The organism is Bacteroides sp. 2201st1_D9_2201SCRN_220225, from assembly GCF_040928965.1.
Taxonomy (GTDB): Bacteria; Bacteroidota; Bacteroidia; order Bacteroidales; family Bacteroidaceae; genus Bacteroides; species Bacteroides stercoris.
In genome coordinates this window covers 1-12,672 of sequence record NZ_JBCODG010000098.1, presented here as the reverse complement: position 1 = coordinate 12,672, position 12,672 = coordinate 1, and the positions used below count along the sequence as shown (strand labels likewise).

General features: G+C 51.6%; 19 protein-coding genes. 15 read left to right on the top strand and 4 right to left on the bottom strand.

The window, feature by feature from the left end; all coding sequences use genetic code 11:
* From AB5903_RS20440 to AB5903_RS20385, 12 genes are all read left to right on the top strand, one after another.
* The coding region (locus tag AB5903_RS20440; RefSeq protein WP_368118184.1) for a toprim domain-containing protein at window positions 1-402 on the top strand (402 nt) is incomplete at its 5' end.
* On the top strand, window positions 399-2,156 hold the full coding sequence (locus AB5903_RS20435) for a PHP domain-containing protein (RefSeq protein WP_004293558.1): 1,758 nt from the start codon (window positions 399-401) through the stop codon (window positions 2,154-2,156). The genes AB5903_RS20440 and AB5903_RS20435, both read left to right, overlap by 4 nt.
* Complete coding sequence (locus AB5903_RS20430; RefSeq protein WP_009316563.1) at window positions 2,122-2,889, top strand: site-specific DNA-methyltransferase; 768 nt, start codon at window positions 2,122-2,124, stop codon at window positions 2,887-2,889. Before AB5903_RS20435 ends, AB5903_RS20430 begins: the two co-directional genes overlap by 35 nt.
* Window positions 2,882-3,424 carry an HNH endonuclease gene (locus tag AB5903_RS20425; RefSeq protein ID WP_004322855.1) on the top strand — a complete coding sequence of 181 codons (543 nt, stop codon included), beginning with the start codon at window positions 2,882-2,884 and terminating at the stop codon, window positions 3,422-3,424. The genes AB5903_RS20430 and AB5903_RS20425 overlap by 8 nt, the downstream gene beginning before the upstream one ends.
* On the top strand, window positions 3,421-5,598 hold the full coding sequence (locus AB5903_RS20420) for a DNA polymerase III subunit alpha (RefSeq protein ID WP_117965151.1): 2,178 nt from the start codon (window positions 3,421-3,423) through the stop codon (window positions 5,596-5,598). Before AB5903_RS20425 ends, AB5903_RS20420 begins: the two co-directional genes overlap by 4 nt.
* A gap of 6 nt (window positions 5,599-5,604) precedes the next feature.
* Window positions 5,605-6,372, top strand: a complete 768-nt coding sequence (locus tag AB5903_RS20415) for a PolC-type DNA polymerase III (protein WP_008860772.1) — start codon at window positions 5,605-5,607, stop codon at window positions 6,370-6,372.
* Window positions 6,369-6,728, top strand: a complete 360-nt coding sequence (locus tag AB5903_RS20410; RefSeq protein WP_009316565.1) for a hypothetical protein — start codon at window positions 6,369-6,371, stop codon at window positions 6,726-6,728. The genes AB5903_RS20415 and AB5903_RS20410 overlap by 4 nt, the downstream gene beginning before the upstream one ends.
* Window positions 6,697-7,218 (top strand): hypothetical protein, encoded by a 522-nt coding sequence (locus AB5903_RS20405; RefSeq protein ID WP_009316566.1) that lies wholly within the window; start codon window positions 6,697-6,699, stop codon window positions 7,216-7,218. The genes AB5903_RS20410 and AB5903_RS20405 overlap by 32 nt, the downstream gene beginning before the upstream one ends.
* Complete coding sequence (locus AB5903_RS20400; protein ID WP_008860769.1) at window positions 7,199-7,357, top strand: hypothetical protein; 159 nt, start codon at window positions 7,199-7,201, stop codon at window positions 7,355-7,357. Before AB5903_RS20405 ends, AB5903_RS20400 begins: the two co-directional genes overlap by 20 nt.
* A 3-nt stretch (window positions 7,358-7,360) precedes the next feature.
* Window positions 7,361-7,660 (top strand): hypothetical protein, encoded by a 300-nt coding sequence (locus tag AB5903_RS20395; RefSeq protein WP_004322861.1) that lies wholly within the window; start codon window positions 7,361-7,363, stop codon window positions 7,658-7,660.
* Window positions 7,661-7,667: 7 nt separating this feature from the next.
* Window positions 7,668-7,889, top strand: coding sequence for a hypothetical protein (locus tag AB5903_RS20390; protein WP_009316567.1), 222 nt, complete (start codon window positions 7,668-7,670; stop codon window positions 7,887-7,889).
* Window positions 7,882-8,475, top strand: a complete 594-nt coding sequence (locus tag AB5903_RS20385) for a DUF6549 family protein (RefSeq protein ID WP_008860767.1) — start codon at window positions 7,882-7,884, stop codon at window positions 8,473-8,475. The genes AB5903_RS20390 and AB5903_RS20385 overlap by 8 nt, the downstream gene beginning before the upstream one ends.
* Window positions 8,476-9,028: 553 nt before the next feature.
* Here AB5903_RS20385 and AB5903_RS20380 read toward each other — a convergent pair.
* Window positions 9,029-9,379 carry a WG repeat-containing protein gene (locus AB5903_RS20380; protein ID WP_009316569.1) on the bottom strand — a complete coding sequence of 117 codons (351 nt, stop codon included), beginning with the start codon at window positions 9,377-9,379 and terminating at the stop codon, window positions 9,029-9,031.
* A gap of 50 nt (window positions 9,380-9,429) precedes the next feature.
* On the bottom strand, window positions 9,430-9,825 hold the full coding sequence (locus tag AB5903_RS20375) for a hypothetical protein (RefSeq protein WP_009316570.1): 396 nt from the start codon (window positions 9,823-9,825) through the stop codon (window positions 9,430-9,432).
* Window positions 9,826-9,960: 135 nt separating this feature from the next.
* Between AB5903_RS20375 and AB5903_RS20370 the strand changes: the two genes are divergently transcribed.
* Genes AB5903_RS20370 through AB5903_RS20360 form a run of 3 tightly spaced genes read left to right on the top strand, consistent with a single transcriptional unit; the run spans window position 9,961 to window position 11,261 of the window.
* Window positions 9,961-10,569 carry a DUF4948 family protein gene (locus AB5903_RS20370; protein WP_009316571.1) on the top strand — a complete coding sequence of 203 codons (609 nt, stop codon included), beginning with the start codon at window positions 9,961-9,963 and terminating at the stop codon, window positions 10,567-10,569.
* A gap of 10 nt (window positions 10,570-10,579) precedes the next feature.
* Window positions 10,580-10,861, top strand: coding sequence for an Imm17 family immunity protein (locus AB5903_RS20365; RefSeq protein WP_009316572.1), 282 nt, complete (start codon window positions 10,580-10,582; stop codon window positions 10,859-10,861).
* A 4-nt stretch (window positions 10,862-10,865) separates the two neighbouring features.
* Entirely contained in the window at window positions 10,866-11,261 is a 396-nt protein-coding gene (locus AB5903_RS20360; protein ID WP_018665652.1) for a hypothetical protein, read from the top strand.
* On the opposite strand, the gene AB5903_RS20355 is transcribed toward AB5903_RS20360, so the two are convergent.
* Both AB5903_RS20355 and AB5903_RS20350 read right to left on the bottom strand, forming a co-directional pair.
* A complete protein-coding gene (locus AB5903_RS20355; RefSeq protein ID WP_018665651.1) occupies window positions 11,245-11,613 on the bottom strand; it encodes a hypothetical protein in 369 nt (122 codons plus the stop codon). The genes AB5903_RS20360 and AB5903_RS20355 overlap by 17 nt on opposite strands.
* Before the next feature lie 61 nt (window positions 11,614-11,674).
* Window positions 11,675-12,505, bottom strand: a complete 831-nt coding sequence (locus AB5903_RS20350) for a hypothetical protein (RefSeq protein ID WP_009316574.1) — start codon at window positions 12,503-12,505, stop codon at window positions 11,675-11,677.
* Between the last annotated feature and the right edge of the window lie 167 nt (window positions 12,506-12,672).

The following is a 12,672-nucleotide window of genomic DNA, read 5'->3' as shown; positions in this document are numbered from 1 at the left end:
CTCCTTTATAACTACGATGCCGTCCGTATGGATGAAACCGATACGGTCATCCTCGCGGAAGGTATTTTCGATGTCATCGCCCTGACCCGCAGACTCGAACTCTATGACAATTCCCATGTCGCAGCCGTGGCCACTTTCGGAAAGAAAATATCCGATGTACAGATCTACAAGCTGCAATCGAAAGGCGTCAGAACCGTAGTCATCGGTTACGATGGTGATGCCGTCGAGTCGGTAAAGCGGACGGCTGAACGGCTGAAACCCTATTTCGAGGTTTTCATCGCGGACATTGCTGATGCCGCCAAAGACTGGGACGAACTCACGGAAGCGGAAATCTACGGGATTTTCGCCTGCCGCCTGCTGTCCGTCCTTGAATACAAACTCAAAAAAGTACAGGAAAGATGATACAGGAACTTTTCTCATGGCTCGATGCACAACGGATAACCTATATCCCGGTCGATACGGAAGTGGTGGATATTCCCGGCTTCGGGCGGCTTTTCACGGCCGACCTGTCGGGAGTGGAATCCATCTTCCGCGGCGACGGGGACAAGCTCGTGTTCAACCTGATGGAAAGTCCGGATGTGCTGATGGAAGAAGGAATCTTCCATGTGGCCTTCCCGTTCGGCAGGAACTGGTACTACTATGACCTGCGGGAAGAATTCCGTTTCAACCTGCTGAAATATATCGGCCGGCCCAAGCCTCCGGTACATGATGTACCTTTCGTGAACCTCGGCATCCATACCTCCTACGAGCTGCTGAACGCCTGCTGCTCGCCGGAAGATTTGTGCCGCAAGGCGAAATGGCTCGGGCATACGGCTGTCGGCATCTGCGACCGCAATACAATGGCCGCCACGCTGAACCTTCAGAAGGAGTGCGCCAATACCGGGCTGAAACATATATTCGGCTACTCGCTGACAATGATGCACGAAGAAGAACGTGTCGGGCTGAAGATTTATGCCTTGGATAACGAGGGGCTGCATAATCTGCTGCGCATCCAACGGGCCGTCATGGTCGATTCGGAAGACAACACCCTCCGCTATGAACAGCTGCTGATGTATGCCGCAGGTTGTGTGGTGGTTTTCGCCATCCGTTCCGTCTACTGGATGGCCGGACACCCCAAACAGGTGAAGCGTATCCGGAAAGGTGCCGAAGCGGTCTATTACCAGGTCGACGCCAACGAATACAAGGCGGACCGCATCGACAGGGAGCAACTAGAAGCCCTGAAATATTATTTCGGCAACTGTTATGATGCCGACACGGATTCATTTACAGTAGAACCAGTCCTGATTCCGGACTGCTACTACATGGACAAGGACGATGCAGGGTACAGAATCGTGGTGAACAAGATTGCCACGGGAGCCGCCCATGAACAGAGCGATGACCAGTATTTCAAGACAGCGGATGAATTGTATGACACGCTCCGTCCTCTGTTCTCCGGGCAATGGGACTTCGATTCCCTGTTCAGGCGCATGTGCCGTCCCACGGTGGAGATTGCCGGACGTGCGGACGCCTCATTCGAGACCGGGCGAATGTTCATGCCGGAATACCGTATGCGACCGGAAGAGCGGGAACGGTATGGTGACCGCCGTACGATGTTCCTCCGACTGCTTGACGACGGGCTGGACCGGAAAGTGCCGGAACCGGAGCGGGAACGCTATCGGGAACGGCTGGACGAGGAAGTCTATATCATTGAATCGACCGACAATGTGGACTATTTCCTGGTGCAGTGGGATATGGTGCGGGAGGCGCACCGGAGAGGCATCGCAACTGGTATAGGTCGCGGTTCCGCCGGGGGCTCGCTGGTTTCCTACTTGCTTGGCATAACCTCCATCGACCCGCTGAAATACGACCTTATCTTCTCGCGCTTCCTCGTGCCGGAACGCTGCGGGCTCAGCTGGAAAGACGAACTGACGGTGCTTGCCCCGGACATCACACTCGGCAAGGGCGAACGCTATGTGGAGATGGAATCTGAAGGCAAGACTTACCGTCTGTGCACGGATGCCCGGATGCGGGTAATCCGTAACGGAGAAGAGCGGACGATATACGCAGATGAATTGATGTGTGGCGACGAAATCCTTTTTGACCGCCGAGATTGCTTGTGGAACCTAAAGGAACTCGAAACCCATGAATCCGACCTACGAACACCACCGTCCCTATGACGGTTGCGACCTTTACCGGGGCGATGCACTCGATGTGCTGCCCCTGCTGGCTGAAGAAGGCATCACTGCCGACATGGTATTGTCAGACCCTCCATACGGTACGACACATTGTCGATGGGACGCTGTGATAGACATCCCCGGGATGTGGAATGCTGTACAGGGCATATCCAGACCTGACACTCCCGTACTGCTGTTCTGCCAGCATCCTTTTACGAGCCTGCTGGGCAGCTCCAATCTCCGCAGGCTGCGGTATGCCTGGGTATGGGAGAAGACGCAGGCGACAGGCTTCCTAAACGCCAGGCGTATGCCGATGAAGGCGCACGAGGACATTCTGGTCTTTTACGACAGGTTGCCGAAGTATCATCCGATCAAGACGGACGGGCACAAGCGCAAGGTCGTGATGGCCGAACACCAGCGGAAATGCGATGCCGGCGAGATATACCGGAAGCACGATAATTTCCGGGATTACATATCCACGGAACGCTATCCGCGCAGTGTGCTGAAATTCAAGACGGACAAGCAGCTCTCCTGCCTGCACGCGACACAGAAACCTGTCGCCCTGCTGGAATACCTGATACGCACCTACACCGACGAAGGAGACATCGTCCTCGACTTTGCGATGGGCAGCGGCAGTACAGCCGTGGCCTGCCGGAATACGGGACGCCGGTTCATCGGCGTGGAGATAGACCTGGGAATTTTTCAGACAGCACTAAACCGTATAACCCATGGCTGACACCCGGGAAATCTGGGTGGATATCAAGAACTATGAAGGAAAGTACAAGATCAGCAACCTCGGGCGTGTCAAGAGTCTGGAACGGCAAGTTTCGCATGACGGTATCACCTGGACACAACCCGAACGTATCATGTGTCATTGGTGTGGGACGACTTCGCTCTATGACTGTGTCCGACTCTACAAGGGCGGTGTCGGAAAGAAGTTCTCCGTGCACCGTCTGGTGGCACAGCACTTCCTGCCCGACTGGAATCCGGGACTGGAGGTGAACCATATCGACGGGAACCGCGACAACAACCGTGCGGATAACCTGGAAATGTGTACGCACCAGCGGAATATGGAACATGCCATAGCGGGTGGCCTCAAACGGGATTACGGCGAGAAAAGCGTGAACGCCAAACTGACCAACGGGCAGGCGGAAGAGATACGGGTGAGGTATTCCTCCGGCCAGGCTTCCCAGAACAGCCTGGCAAAACAGTACGGTGTCAGCCGCCAGACGGTAAGCGCGATAATACGATACAAGAAATATATCAGATGAAAGTAACACATATAAGAATCAGGAAAGCAGACGGACCGCTGACGGTCATGGATGCCTTTGTGGACAAAGGACTGACAGAAGGCGGCCACGCTTCGCTGCCGGACATAGATGTCGACTATGCCTCCGACCGGCGGCAGGAGATCAAGGATTACCTGGAAGAACGGTACAACGCGGACGGCCGCCAGCGTGTCTTTTCCGCCGGCACCTTTACCACGATGAAACTGAAAGCCGCCTTGAAGGACGTGGCACGCGTACACCGCGTGCCTCACTCCATCGTGAACTATATTACCGCCATGATAGATGACGGCACGGACTGGACAGGACTGTTCAGACAGGCTGCCTTCAACAGAAAACTTCGGGACTTTATCCAGACCTATCCGCTGGTCATCGAGGACGTGCAAGGATTGCTCGGACAGCCCAAAGCGGCCTCCATACACGCCTCGGCCATCGTTGTCACACCGGACACGCGGGACGGCAGGCCCGCCGAATGCTTCGATTTCCTGCCGGTCCGTAAGATGGACGGGGCACTGGTATCGGAGTTCGACGGCTATTCGGTCGATGAGATCGGATTGTTGAAGGAGGATGTGCTGGCGACAAAGGAACTTGCCAAACTGAGTGCCGTCATCGCGTTGGTCAACCGAAATTTCGGGCAGGAACTTACTATCGGGCGTATTACGCAGGATATGCTGGAAGACGGGAAGACCTACCGACTGCTCTCGGACGGCAACACGCAGAATGTGTTCCAGTTCTCTTCGCCGGGCATTACCCGGTTTATCCAGGATGTACAGCCGGAGTGTATCGAGGACCTGATCGCCATCAATGCCCTGTACCGTCCCGCCACACTCGACATCGGTGCCACCGATGATTATGTCCGTTTCAGGCGTGGCGAAGTGGCCCCGGTCTATAACTACGGCTGTTATGAAGCAACGAAGAACACTTTCGGAATCATGGTCTACCAGGAGCAGTTCATGTCCGTTGCTCATACGCTCGGGGGATTCGACCTCGGGAAGACCGACTATCTGCGCAAGGCCATAGGAAAGAAGAAAGCCGACCTGATGGCCACGCTGAAGGCGGATTTCATTGCCGGAGCCGTCGGGAACGGATGCCCGGACTATGAGGCGGAGGAAATCTGGCACAAGATAGAGGTAGCCGGGAAATATTCGTTCAACCGTTCCCATGCCGCGGCATACGCCCTTACAGCCTATTGCGGGGCATGGCTCAAGGCCAATTACCCCTCGGCATTCTACACGGTGGCATTGCAATGGGCGGACGACAAGGAGATTCCTTCGTTGATGGCGGAGATGGAACGCTGCTCGTCGGCCAAGATCGTGCCGCCGGACATCAACCGCTCCGGGACGGAGTTCTTCACCGACTATGCCACCGATGAAATCTTCTGGTCGCTTACCCGTATCAAACAGGTCGGTGTCAAGACAGTGGAATACATCGTCACGGAACGCGACCGGGGCGGGGCATATACCGGTATCGAGAACTTCATCCACCGCATATTCCGTTACAAACTCAAGAAATACAGTTACTGGGACGACCCCGACAACGCGGAAGAGGCCGTGAAAGTCCCCGTGAACGCCCGGCATGTCAAGCACATGATCCTTGCCGGATGCTTCGACCGTATCGAAAAAGTCGGGGCGGTTACCGAACGCTGCGCGCTGCTCGAACGCGCAGCACGGGAACTGGGATTCTCCCTTTCTGAAAAAGACTTCCCGCAGGACATGCGCGGGCGGCATTTCTTCTGGTCGCAGCAGCAGATTGCCGTGTCGGGCATAGGCAGCATCGATTATCGCCGCATCTTCAACAATTCGGAAGCCCGCAGGCAGGTCAAGGGAAAAGCCTCTTACTTGACCCTGGACGAGGTGGCACGGGACGAGAACGACGGCAGGCGTGCGACTGTCTGCGCCACGGTGGTGGATGTAACCGAACATACCTACAAGGACAGGGAGACGGGAAGCCGGAAGCGTTTCGCCAAGCTGACACTCTCCCAGAACAACCGTCTGGCGGAATGTGTATGCTGGAACGACTATTACATGGAACACCACACCGAGATCCAGTCGCTCAAAGACCGGGTGGTCATCCTCACTGCCGTCATCCGTTACAGCGACTACAACGGATGCAATACATTACAGACCTATAGGAACTCATTGTTATTCATTCAATCCTGAAAAGATATGGCACCCAAGACAGAACAGAAGATATATGTAGGCATCGGGCTGGACTTCGAGACCGGAGGGCTGGACTGCCGTGAATGCGCCTGTACACAGATCGCCCTGCAAGCCGTCCGTTTCGACACATGGCAGGTATTCGACCGCTATCAGGCGTATATCGCCCCCTACGGGAAACAGGACGCGGGGCTTCCCCGACGCAAGGTGTTGCGTACCCGCCATGAACAGGCGAAAGAACCGGAATATGTCCCGATGAAGTACGAACAGACGGCATTGGACTATTCCGCCATTACCATGGAGATGCTGCGCACACAGGGTGTGGACATGAAGAAAGTCGCCGGAGAAGTCATCGCCTTCGCCAAACGCAGCACCCTCTCGAAGGGCTATCAGTGCAAGCCCGTGCTGGTCGGACAGAACATCGCTTTCGATATCGGATTCCTGCAACAGCTGATGAACTATGCCGGACTGGCCGCCGAGTTTGAAAAGACCTTTTCCGGTACCAAGGACTATTACGGCAACTTCCAGCCGCACTACATCGACACGCTTGTCATGGGACGGTTGGCTTTTGCCGCTGATCCGGAGGTTACTTCGTATAAACTGGAACTGGTAGCCTCAAAATTGGGGGTGGAACTGGACGATGCCCACGATGCGGCTGCGGATGTGACGGCCACGCTTGACATCCTGGGGGTCTATACCTCCCGTCTGCGCCAGACGGAAGGGGCGGCAATCGCTACACAGAAGAAAGAGAAAACCCGTAAATATTTCAAGATATGAGTATGGACACGAATAAGGAAGCCCAAGGCATTGACCGGGAACAGATTCCCGAGACCATTACATTCCGTACGGCGGACCGGATGACCTACGGGGCGCTGGGCTATGACGGGAACGAACTGATGGCGTTCATATCGGGCTACGACCTGGAAATCAAGTTCAACCTGCGGCTCATCAACTCGCTAGCGGATGCGGAGGCGTGTGCCGATGCGTTGGCCCAGGTATTCTATGACGCATTAATGGAGCAGTTGCTCAATGAAAAGGCGGATTTTGTAAAACCTCCGGGATACAAACCCGCTACTCTTTCAGAAAAGGAAGGAAGAACCGATGTCAGACAAGATAACGAACACGCAGGATAGGCCGGAAGAGAAACCGCTCACGGAGCAGGAGCTGCAATTCTGCAACCTCTATGTGAACGGCGGGCTGGAATATGCCGGACGGCCGAAAAAATGCTTTGTGGAGGTATTCGGTGAGGATACGGTGAAGAACCCGTATGCTTCGGCCAATTACCTGATGAACAAACCGCATGTGCTGGCACATATCAAGGCATTGCTCTCCTCGGAACGGTTCGAGATGGAGACGATGGCTGTAAAGCTGCAGGTGACCGAGACTCTCAAGGCAATCATGGACGAGACGGCCACTTCGGACTATACAGACCGTTTCGGTGTGCCGCTCTCTCCGGCACCGCTCAGGGCCGTGTCGGTCAATGCCGCCAAGGCGCTGATGGATATCTTCCCCATCAGGCACAAGGAGGAGAACCGCCTGCGTATCGAAGGCAGCGACGGCAATGTTATCTTCAATGTAATCGTACCCCAAAATCCTGTAAAAGATGGCGAAGCGGAAACGTAAAATCACTAAGGAAGAAATCGCCTGGTGGGTCTATCTGGCGATGATGATCGCGCTTGTCATCTATGGGTTCCGGGATAGTGCGGCAGCCGAGACTCTGCTGAGGGCTATCAGGGACGCATTCTCACTTTTAATGGAATAAGATATGGAACAACTCAAAGAATTTGTAATGAAGTACTTCAAGATCATTGTCGTGGTACTCTCGTTCTCGCTGACACTGTACATACAGCATGTCAACAACACCGCCCAAATTGCAGAACTGGAAACCAAATGTATCGGTTTGGAAGTGGAAATCAAGAACCAGTATGACCGTATCAACGCCATGAAGCTGGACAAGTCCGTGTTCGAGGCAACCATGATGCAGCTCAACACGGTACAGAATGACCTGCACGAAATCCGTGCCGATATCCGTGAACTTCTCAAATGTCAGGGAACGCACAAGTAAAAACATCATGGAAAGACCAGTTATGAAAAAGAATGCATACGTTACCATCATCGCTTCGCCTGAACTCTCCGAAATGAGGTTGGACGAACTGGTCGGTCGCCGTGGACTGGTCGTTGAAGACCTCCCGCAGAACCGAAAAAAGAACCGGGGCGGCCTTGTATTGTTGGAAGAAATCTATATGGATGAATTTCTGTGGTTCATCCCCGAAGAATCAGTATCATATGAGTAGATTAAACAGAATACTTCTGGCAACGGTGTTGCTGCTCTGTAGCATCCTCTGGCTGCAGCACCGGCGGACAATACGCCTCACGGAAGAACGCGACCGATTCCGCATGAACAGCACCGCACTGCTTTCCGATGTGAAGCGGATGCAGATCGATTCAGCGACGATGGTCCTCGATGCCAAGGCATTGCGGCTGACTATAGATGAGTATAAAGAGTTCCGTGCCAAGGATGCCGAGACCATCGAAAGGCTAGGCGTGAAAATCAGGAACCTCGAAGTGGCTGCACGGCATGAAGTCGAAGTGAAAGCCCCGATAGATGCCGCCATCCGTGACACGCTCATTATCCGTGATACCGTTCCACTGCTGCGGCAGAAGGTGGAGATGGTTACACCGTATATCCAACTTACCGGGTTGATCGAGAACAAACGGCTCAAAGGCGACATCAAAGTTCCGGTAACCCTCAATCAGGCGGTTTGGGTAGAATACAAGGGATGGTGGTTCTGGAAGCGTGTAAAGGCTATCCATCAGTCCATTTCCAGTGACAACCCGTATGTGGAAATCAGGTATTCGGAATATATACGCATACAGTGAAAGAACATGTGTCTTTTATATGTGAAAAGTTCCTGTGACGCCGGTGCGCCAAGGGACTTTTTGCTTTTAGATGTGTTAAAGGCAGATGAATATTCATGCAATGGTTTCCCCGGGATTAGTTTTCAGGTGAAAAATTAAATAACAGATATATTCATGGCAACAATAAAAGTTAAATTCCGTGCCTCTTCCGTCGAGATGAAGGAAGGCTCGCTCTACTATCAAGTGATTCACAACCGTCTGGCAAGACAAGTACATACCGGCTACAAGCTTTTTCCCTCGGAATGGGATGCCGGCATTTCCGAGATCGTGATGGATTCCGGCACGGAAGGGGGGGCGCAGGAATTACCTGCTCTCCGTGAAGACTGCCCTAGCAGAAAACTTGTCCCGTTTGAGAAGCATCATCGCACAGCAGGGATGTTTTTAGAAAGCCTTTCAAGCTCCCGTCCGTGTTTCGAAACGATAAATATCTATGTATCTGACGCATGTATTGTCTCGTTCATCCATAAACCCAAATCGGTTTCCCTTGCGGCATTTTCAAGTCTCTCAAGTAAGACTATTGTTGTCTGTTTTCTTCACTTCTATTCCCTTTCTTGTCGATGTAATACCATTCGTCGCTTTTCCAATAGTGGTATTCTCCGTCCGAACCCGGCACTTCTTTCATTTCTCCCTTGTCGGTTACTTTTGCCTTGCCGTTCTCGAATGGGAAGCCGAAGGCGAAGCGGGGCTTGATGACCGTCCTGCCGCTTTCGTCCGCGTACCCGATACGCCCTCGCTTGTCCACGATACGGTACAATCCCTCGCTGACATAATCGTTGCCATTGTCACATTGAAACACGCCGTAGTGTTTCATGGAACTGCAACCGCATAATAACATTATCACAATTATCGTTGGAATTTTGCTCATTGTCTAAATTTTAAAATATCAGAACCATAAACTATTACCATTCTTCCCGCTCATTGATACACAAAGAAAAGCCAATAGGCTATGCCCAAATTAATCAGAAACAGACCAAGCGGCAATAGTAACTGAAGCCAGAAATAGTTTTTATCCTTTCTTTCAGGATAAAGGCGGTAATAGGCACGCTCCCGCGCTTTGGTAAAGTACTTCTTTTCAATCTTTGAATACACCTCTACTGCTGCCCAGACCAAGCCGACAGACAAAGCTGACGGCAGCCACAACGGTATTACCCAGTATAGGAATCTTATTATAAGAAGCGAAGGGACAACAGCGAAAACCCACAAGAAGATAGCATCCAACGGCATAGACCACCTGTTGTGGATGCGTCGTATGCGACCCGCATAATACAGGTGGTCTATTATGCTGAACTTATATTTCCGTTTGAAAGCCATAGCTGATTTCCATTTTTACAAAAATACTGTTTTTACGGCAGACAAAGAGCATCCGGCACATTGTTTTTCGGCATAACGTGGTGATTGAGTGGACGAAAAACATTATTTTTGCGTTCGGAATCACGATTATCGGCTATGGCGAGTAGATTTCTGCAAGTATTATTGTCGGCAACTGTAGTGGCTTTCATTGCCGTAGGGTGTGGCAACAGAGGTTTCAATCCTCCGTCTGACGAGGATATGATTCATAATTTCTATGCCCATGAAGATGCGTTTAATGAAATAACCGAAATTCTGTTGAATTGCCCGTATGGCGACATTTACCCTCCGTTCTATCCAATCGGGAGCGCAACGGATTCATTGTGTTTGTCAAGTCTTGGCAATGAAAAATGCACGCGTCTTGATTCCCTGCTTGCATCGGTGGGTGGTAGGAGATTGTATTTCAAAAGCCGGCATACTTTGTGGCAGATTGAACATGGCGATTTTAGCTCAATTCCTCCCATTGAGGAACTGCCCGACACCATTGTTCCAAGCATCTCTATCATTTACTATTCTGCCGGTTGGTCTGTCGGGCCGAGTGTGGACAAGCAGTATGCTTACAGGTTCGCGGAGGACTCAACCTATGCGGTCAATTGGGAACTGAACGACCTGATTGAGCTTGTTAGGAATGATCCGGATGCACCGGGCGGTATGGCATCAAGACACATTGAGGGCGATTGGTATATTGAATTATGGTATGACAAATGATAATTATGCAATGAAAGTTACCGATATATACGAAGCTATGAACAGCAAGGCGGAAGCGTTTTTCGAGTGGTTGCAGGCTCACCCTAAATACGGGTTGCTGTTTGGTGTCGGGTTGCTTGCCCTATGGCTTGCAGGGTTGCTGTTCCGTTGGAAATGGGCATGTGAGTGGCAGTTTCATGGAAAGCTATGGTTCTTTGATGATTGCAAACCCGAAACACGCCGACGGATTAAGATAGTGCTGGTCAGCGTTCTGATTATCCTCATATTGGTCGATTTCTTTGTATGGAGGTGAGAGCATGGATAAGGACAATCGCAAATACCGGTTCTGCTTCATCGACTATATGTGGTATGTAGCCGAAAAATGGAGCGAGCGAGAGCATAACAATCTCAATGGGAGAATGTTGCTTTTCCTATGCTGGCTGTTTGCCATAACCATACCGCTTGGAATACCGCTACTATTTCGCCTTTTCAGTTGGATAATTGCTTTTGCCATAGTAATGATTCTTTGCTTTCTTCCCGACTTATTTTGCCAGCTCCGTTACACAGCCGGGCGGCGTGAAGCGCTCCGTAAATATTACGGAAAGATGAAACACTCCGGCAGGAAGCTCGCCAAAATAGTCCTTATCGTCATCGCCCTGACCGTAGCGAATTTCCCACTAATGTTTCACTTCGGATTTATACATTGGGCATGACAATGCCTGCCACTACCGCCACTGCAATGACAACGGCATAGTACACCTCTATCGCCTTTTTCCAATATAGAGGACGCAAATCAAGTTCTTCTCGGATTTCCATTCTCCAATCAGAAGGTTTGAACTGAAATCCGGAGATGCACCATGCTGCGACAACCGCCCATCCGATCAATATGCCGGTAACTATTTTCTGACCGTTATTCGGGTCGTCTTTTAGCGTAAGTAATGCCACCAAAATTAATGAGAGATAGGGAAGTCCAATTATCCCACCAGCCCGACGCTCCACCCAATCATGCCCCCCTTTCCTTCGCAGCATATCGTAGGCAAGGATGTATGCGGTTTTATGTATCATCGCAATCAAGCGAAATAAATGAGGTCTTCCTGTTTCTGCTCTTTTCATACTTTTGTAGGTTTTAAAATTCCGTATCTTCCGTCCATTCCAGAGAGTCCACCGGACAAAGCCCGGTGTTTCTCACCTCGTACCACCCGGTCAGCAGTACCCTTATGCTGTCCGGCGTATATCCCTTGACCCATGTACATTCGACAAACTTCTGGCTGCCGTCTTGGATTTCATCAAAGGTGGCATGGTTCAATAGCCCTACACGGAACTCTCCTCCCATATCTTCCTCCCTTACCTGCATGACATAGACCGGTTGCCCGTATCGGGATGTGCGACCGTCCTGATTAATCAGATATTGCAAGGCTTCGCTGGGTACTTCCTGACGGGCTCCTACCGTGATATGCAGCGCAAGGTAATCCCTCCACCTTTGCGGAACTTCCGTCCGTGTGTTCTCCACCGGCTCCGCCTTGCGCCCGTCTATCCGCATCAGTGTGCTTGGCAACAGGTACATTTCGGCAATCATCAGAAAGCCGAGGGAGAACAGGAAGAAGTAACATCTGAAGGGGCTGAACCTGCGTCCCTCATAGTGCTGCATGACCGCTTCCCTTCGTGAAAACGGGTATATCCGACCATTCGATAGATAGTGGAGAATTGCGACGATTCCGGCTATCATGGCGACTGTAAACCACTCAAATACCGTGGAGTCGAAAAGGAAATGAGCGGTTGTAAGGAAGATCGGCTCATAGATAAATATCATGATGCAAAGCATCAGCATGGACTCCCCGTCGGGGCGTCTTGGCTCGCCCTTGTAATGCCTCTGTGCCATTTCTCCCAACCAGAACAGGTAGTCGAAGAAATAATAGCGCCGTTGTCGTTCTTGCTCCTTATAGTCCCGTTTCTTCATTCTAAATATAATATTTGGTGGCTAACCGACCTTTAGGGGAGGTTACGCCGTTTGCTATCTACCGTTGTTTGATTTCTTTCGTTTAATATGTCTTTGATTAATTCCGGTACAGAAACAAAACGTACCGAAAGACGGAAACAGGATTTATTTCGGTACGCTTCCCCGAT

Bases quoted from the DNA above. Each gene is read 5' to 3' on its own strand.
- AB5903_RS20435 (WP_004293558.1), top strand. From the start codon at position 399: ATGATACAGGAACTTTTCTCATGGCTCGATGCACAACGGATAACCTAT.
- AB5903_RS20430 (WP_009316563.1), top strand. From the start codon at position 2,122: ATGAATCCGACCTACGAACACCACCGTCCCTATGACGGTTGCGACCTT.
- AB5903_RS20425 (WP_004322855.1), top strand. From the start codon at position 2,882: ATGGCTGACACCCGGGAAATCTGGGTGGATATCAAGAACTATGAAGGA.
- AB5903_RS20420 (WP_117965151.1), top strand. From the start codon at position 3,421: ATGAAAGTAACACATATAAGAATCAGGAAAGCAGACGGACCGCTGACG.
- AB5903_RS20415 (WP_008860772.1), top strand. From the start codon at position 5,605: ATGGCACCCAAGACAGAACAGAAGATATATGTAGGCATCGGGCTGGAC.
- AB5903_RS20410 (WP_009316565.1), top strand. From the start codon at position 6,369: ATGAGTATGGACACGAATAAGGAAGCCCAAGGCATTGACCGGGAACAG.
- AB5903_RS20405 (WP_009316566.1), top strand. From the start codon at position 6,697: ATGTCAGACAAGATAACGAACACGCAGGATAGGCCGGAAGAGAAACCG.
- AB5903_RS20400 (WP_008860769.1), top strand. From the start codon at position 7,199: ATGGCGAAGCGGAAACGTAAAATCACTAAGGAAGAAATCGCCTGGTGG.
- AB5903_RS20395 (WP_004322861.1), top strand. From the start codon at position 7,361: ATGGAACAACTCAAAGAATTTGTAATGAAGTACTTCAAGATCATTGTC.
- AB5903_RS20390 (WP_009316567.1), top strand. From the start codon at position 7,668: ATGGAAAGACCAGTTATGAAAAAGAATGCATACGTTACCATCATCGCT.
- AB5903_RS20385 (WP_008860767.1), top strand. From the start codon at position 7,882: ATGAGTAGATTAAACAGAATACTTCTGGCAACGGTGTTGCTGCTCTGT.
- AB5903_RS20380 (WP_009316569.1), bottom strand. From the start codon at position 9,379: ATGAGCAAAATTCCAACGATAATTGTGATAATGTTATTATGCGGTTGC.
- AB5903_RS20375 (WP_009316570.1), bottom strand. From the start codon at position 9,825: ATGGCTTTCAAACGGAAATATAAGTTCAGCATAATAGACCACCTGTAT.
- AB5903_RS20370 (WP_009316571.1), top strand. From the start codon at position 9,961: ATGGCGAGTAGATTTCTGCAAGTATTATTGTCGGCAACTGTAGTGGCT.
- AB5903_RS20365 (WP_009316572.1), top strand. From the start codon at position 10,580: ATGAAAGTTACCGATATATACGAAGCTATGAACAGCAAGGCGGAAGCG.
- AB5903_RS20360 (WP_018665652.1), top strand. From the start codon at position 10,866: ATGGATAAGGACAATCGCAAATACCGGTTCTGCTTCATCGACTATATG.
- AB5903_RS20355 (WP_018665651.1), bottom strand. From the start codon at position 11,613: ATGATACATAAAACCGCATACATCCTTGCCTACGATATGCTGCGAAGG.
- AB5903_RS20350 (WP_009316574.1), bottom strand. From the start codon at position 12,505: ATGAAGAAACGGGACTATAAGGAGCAAGAACGACAACGGCGCTATTAT.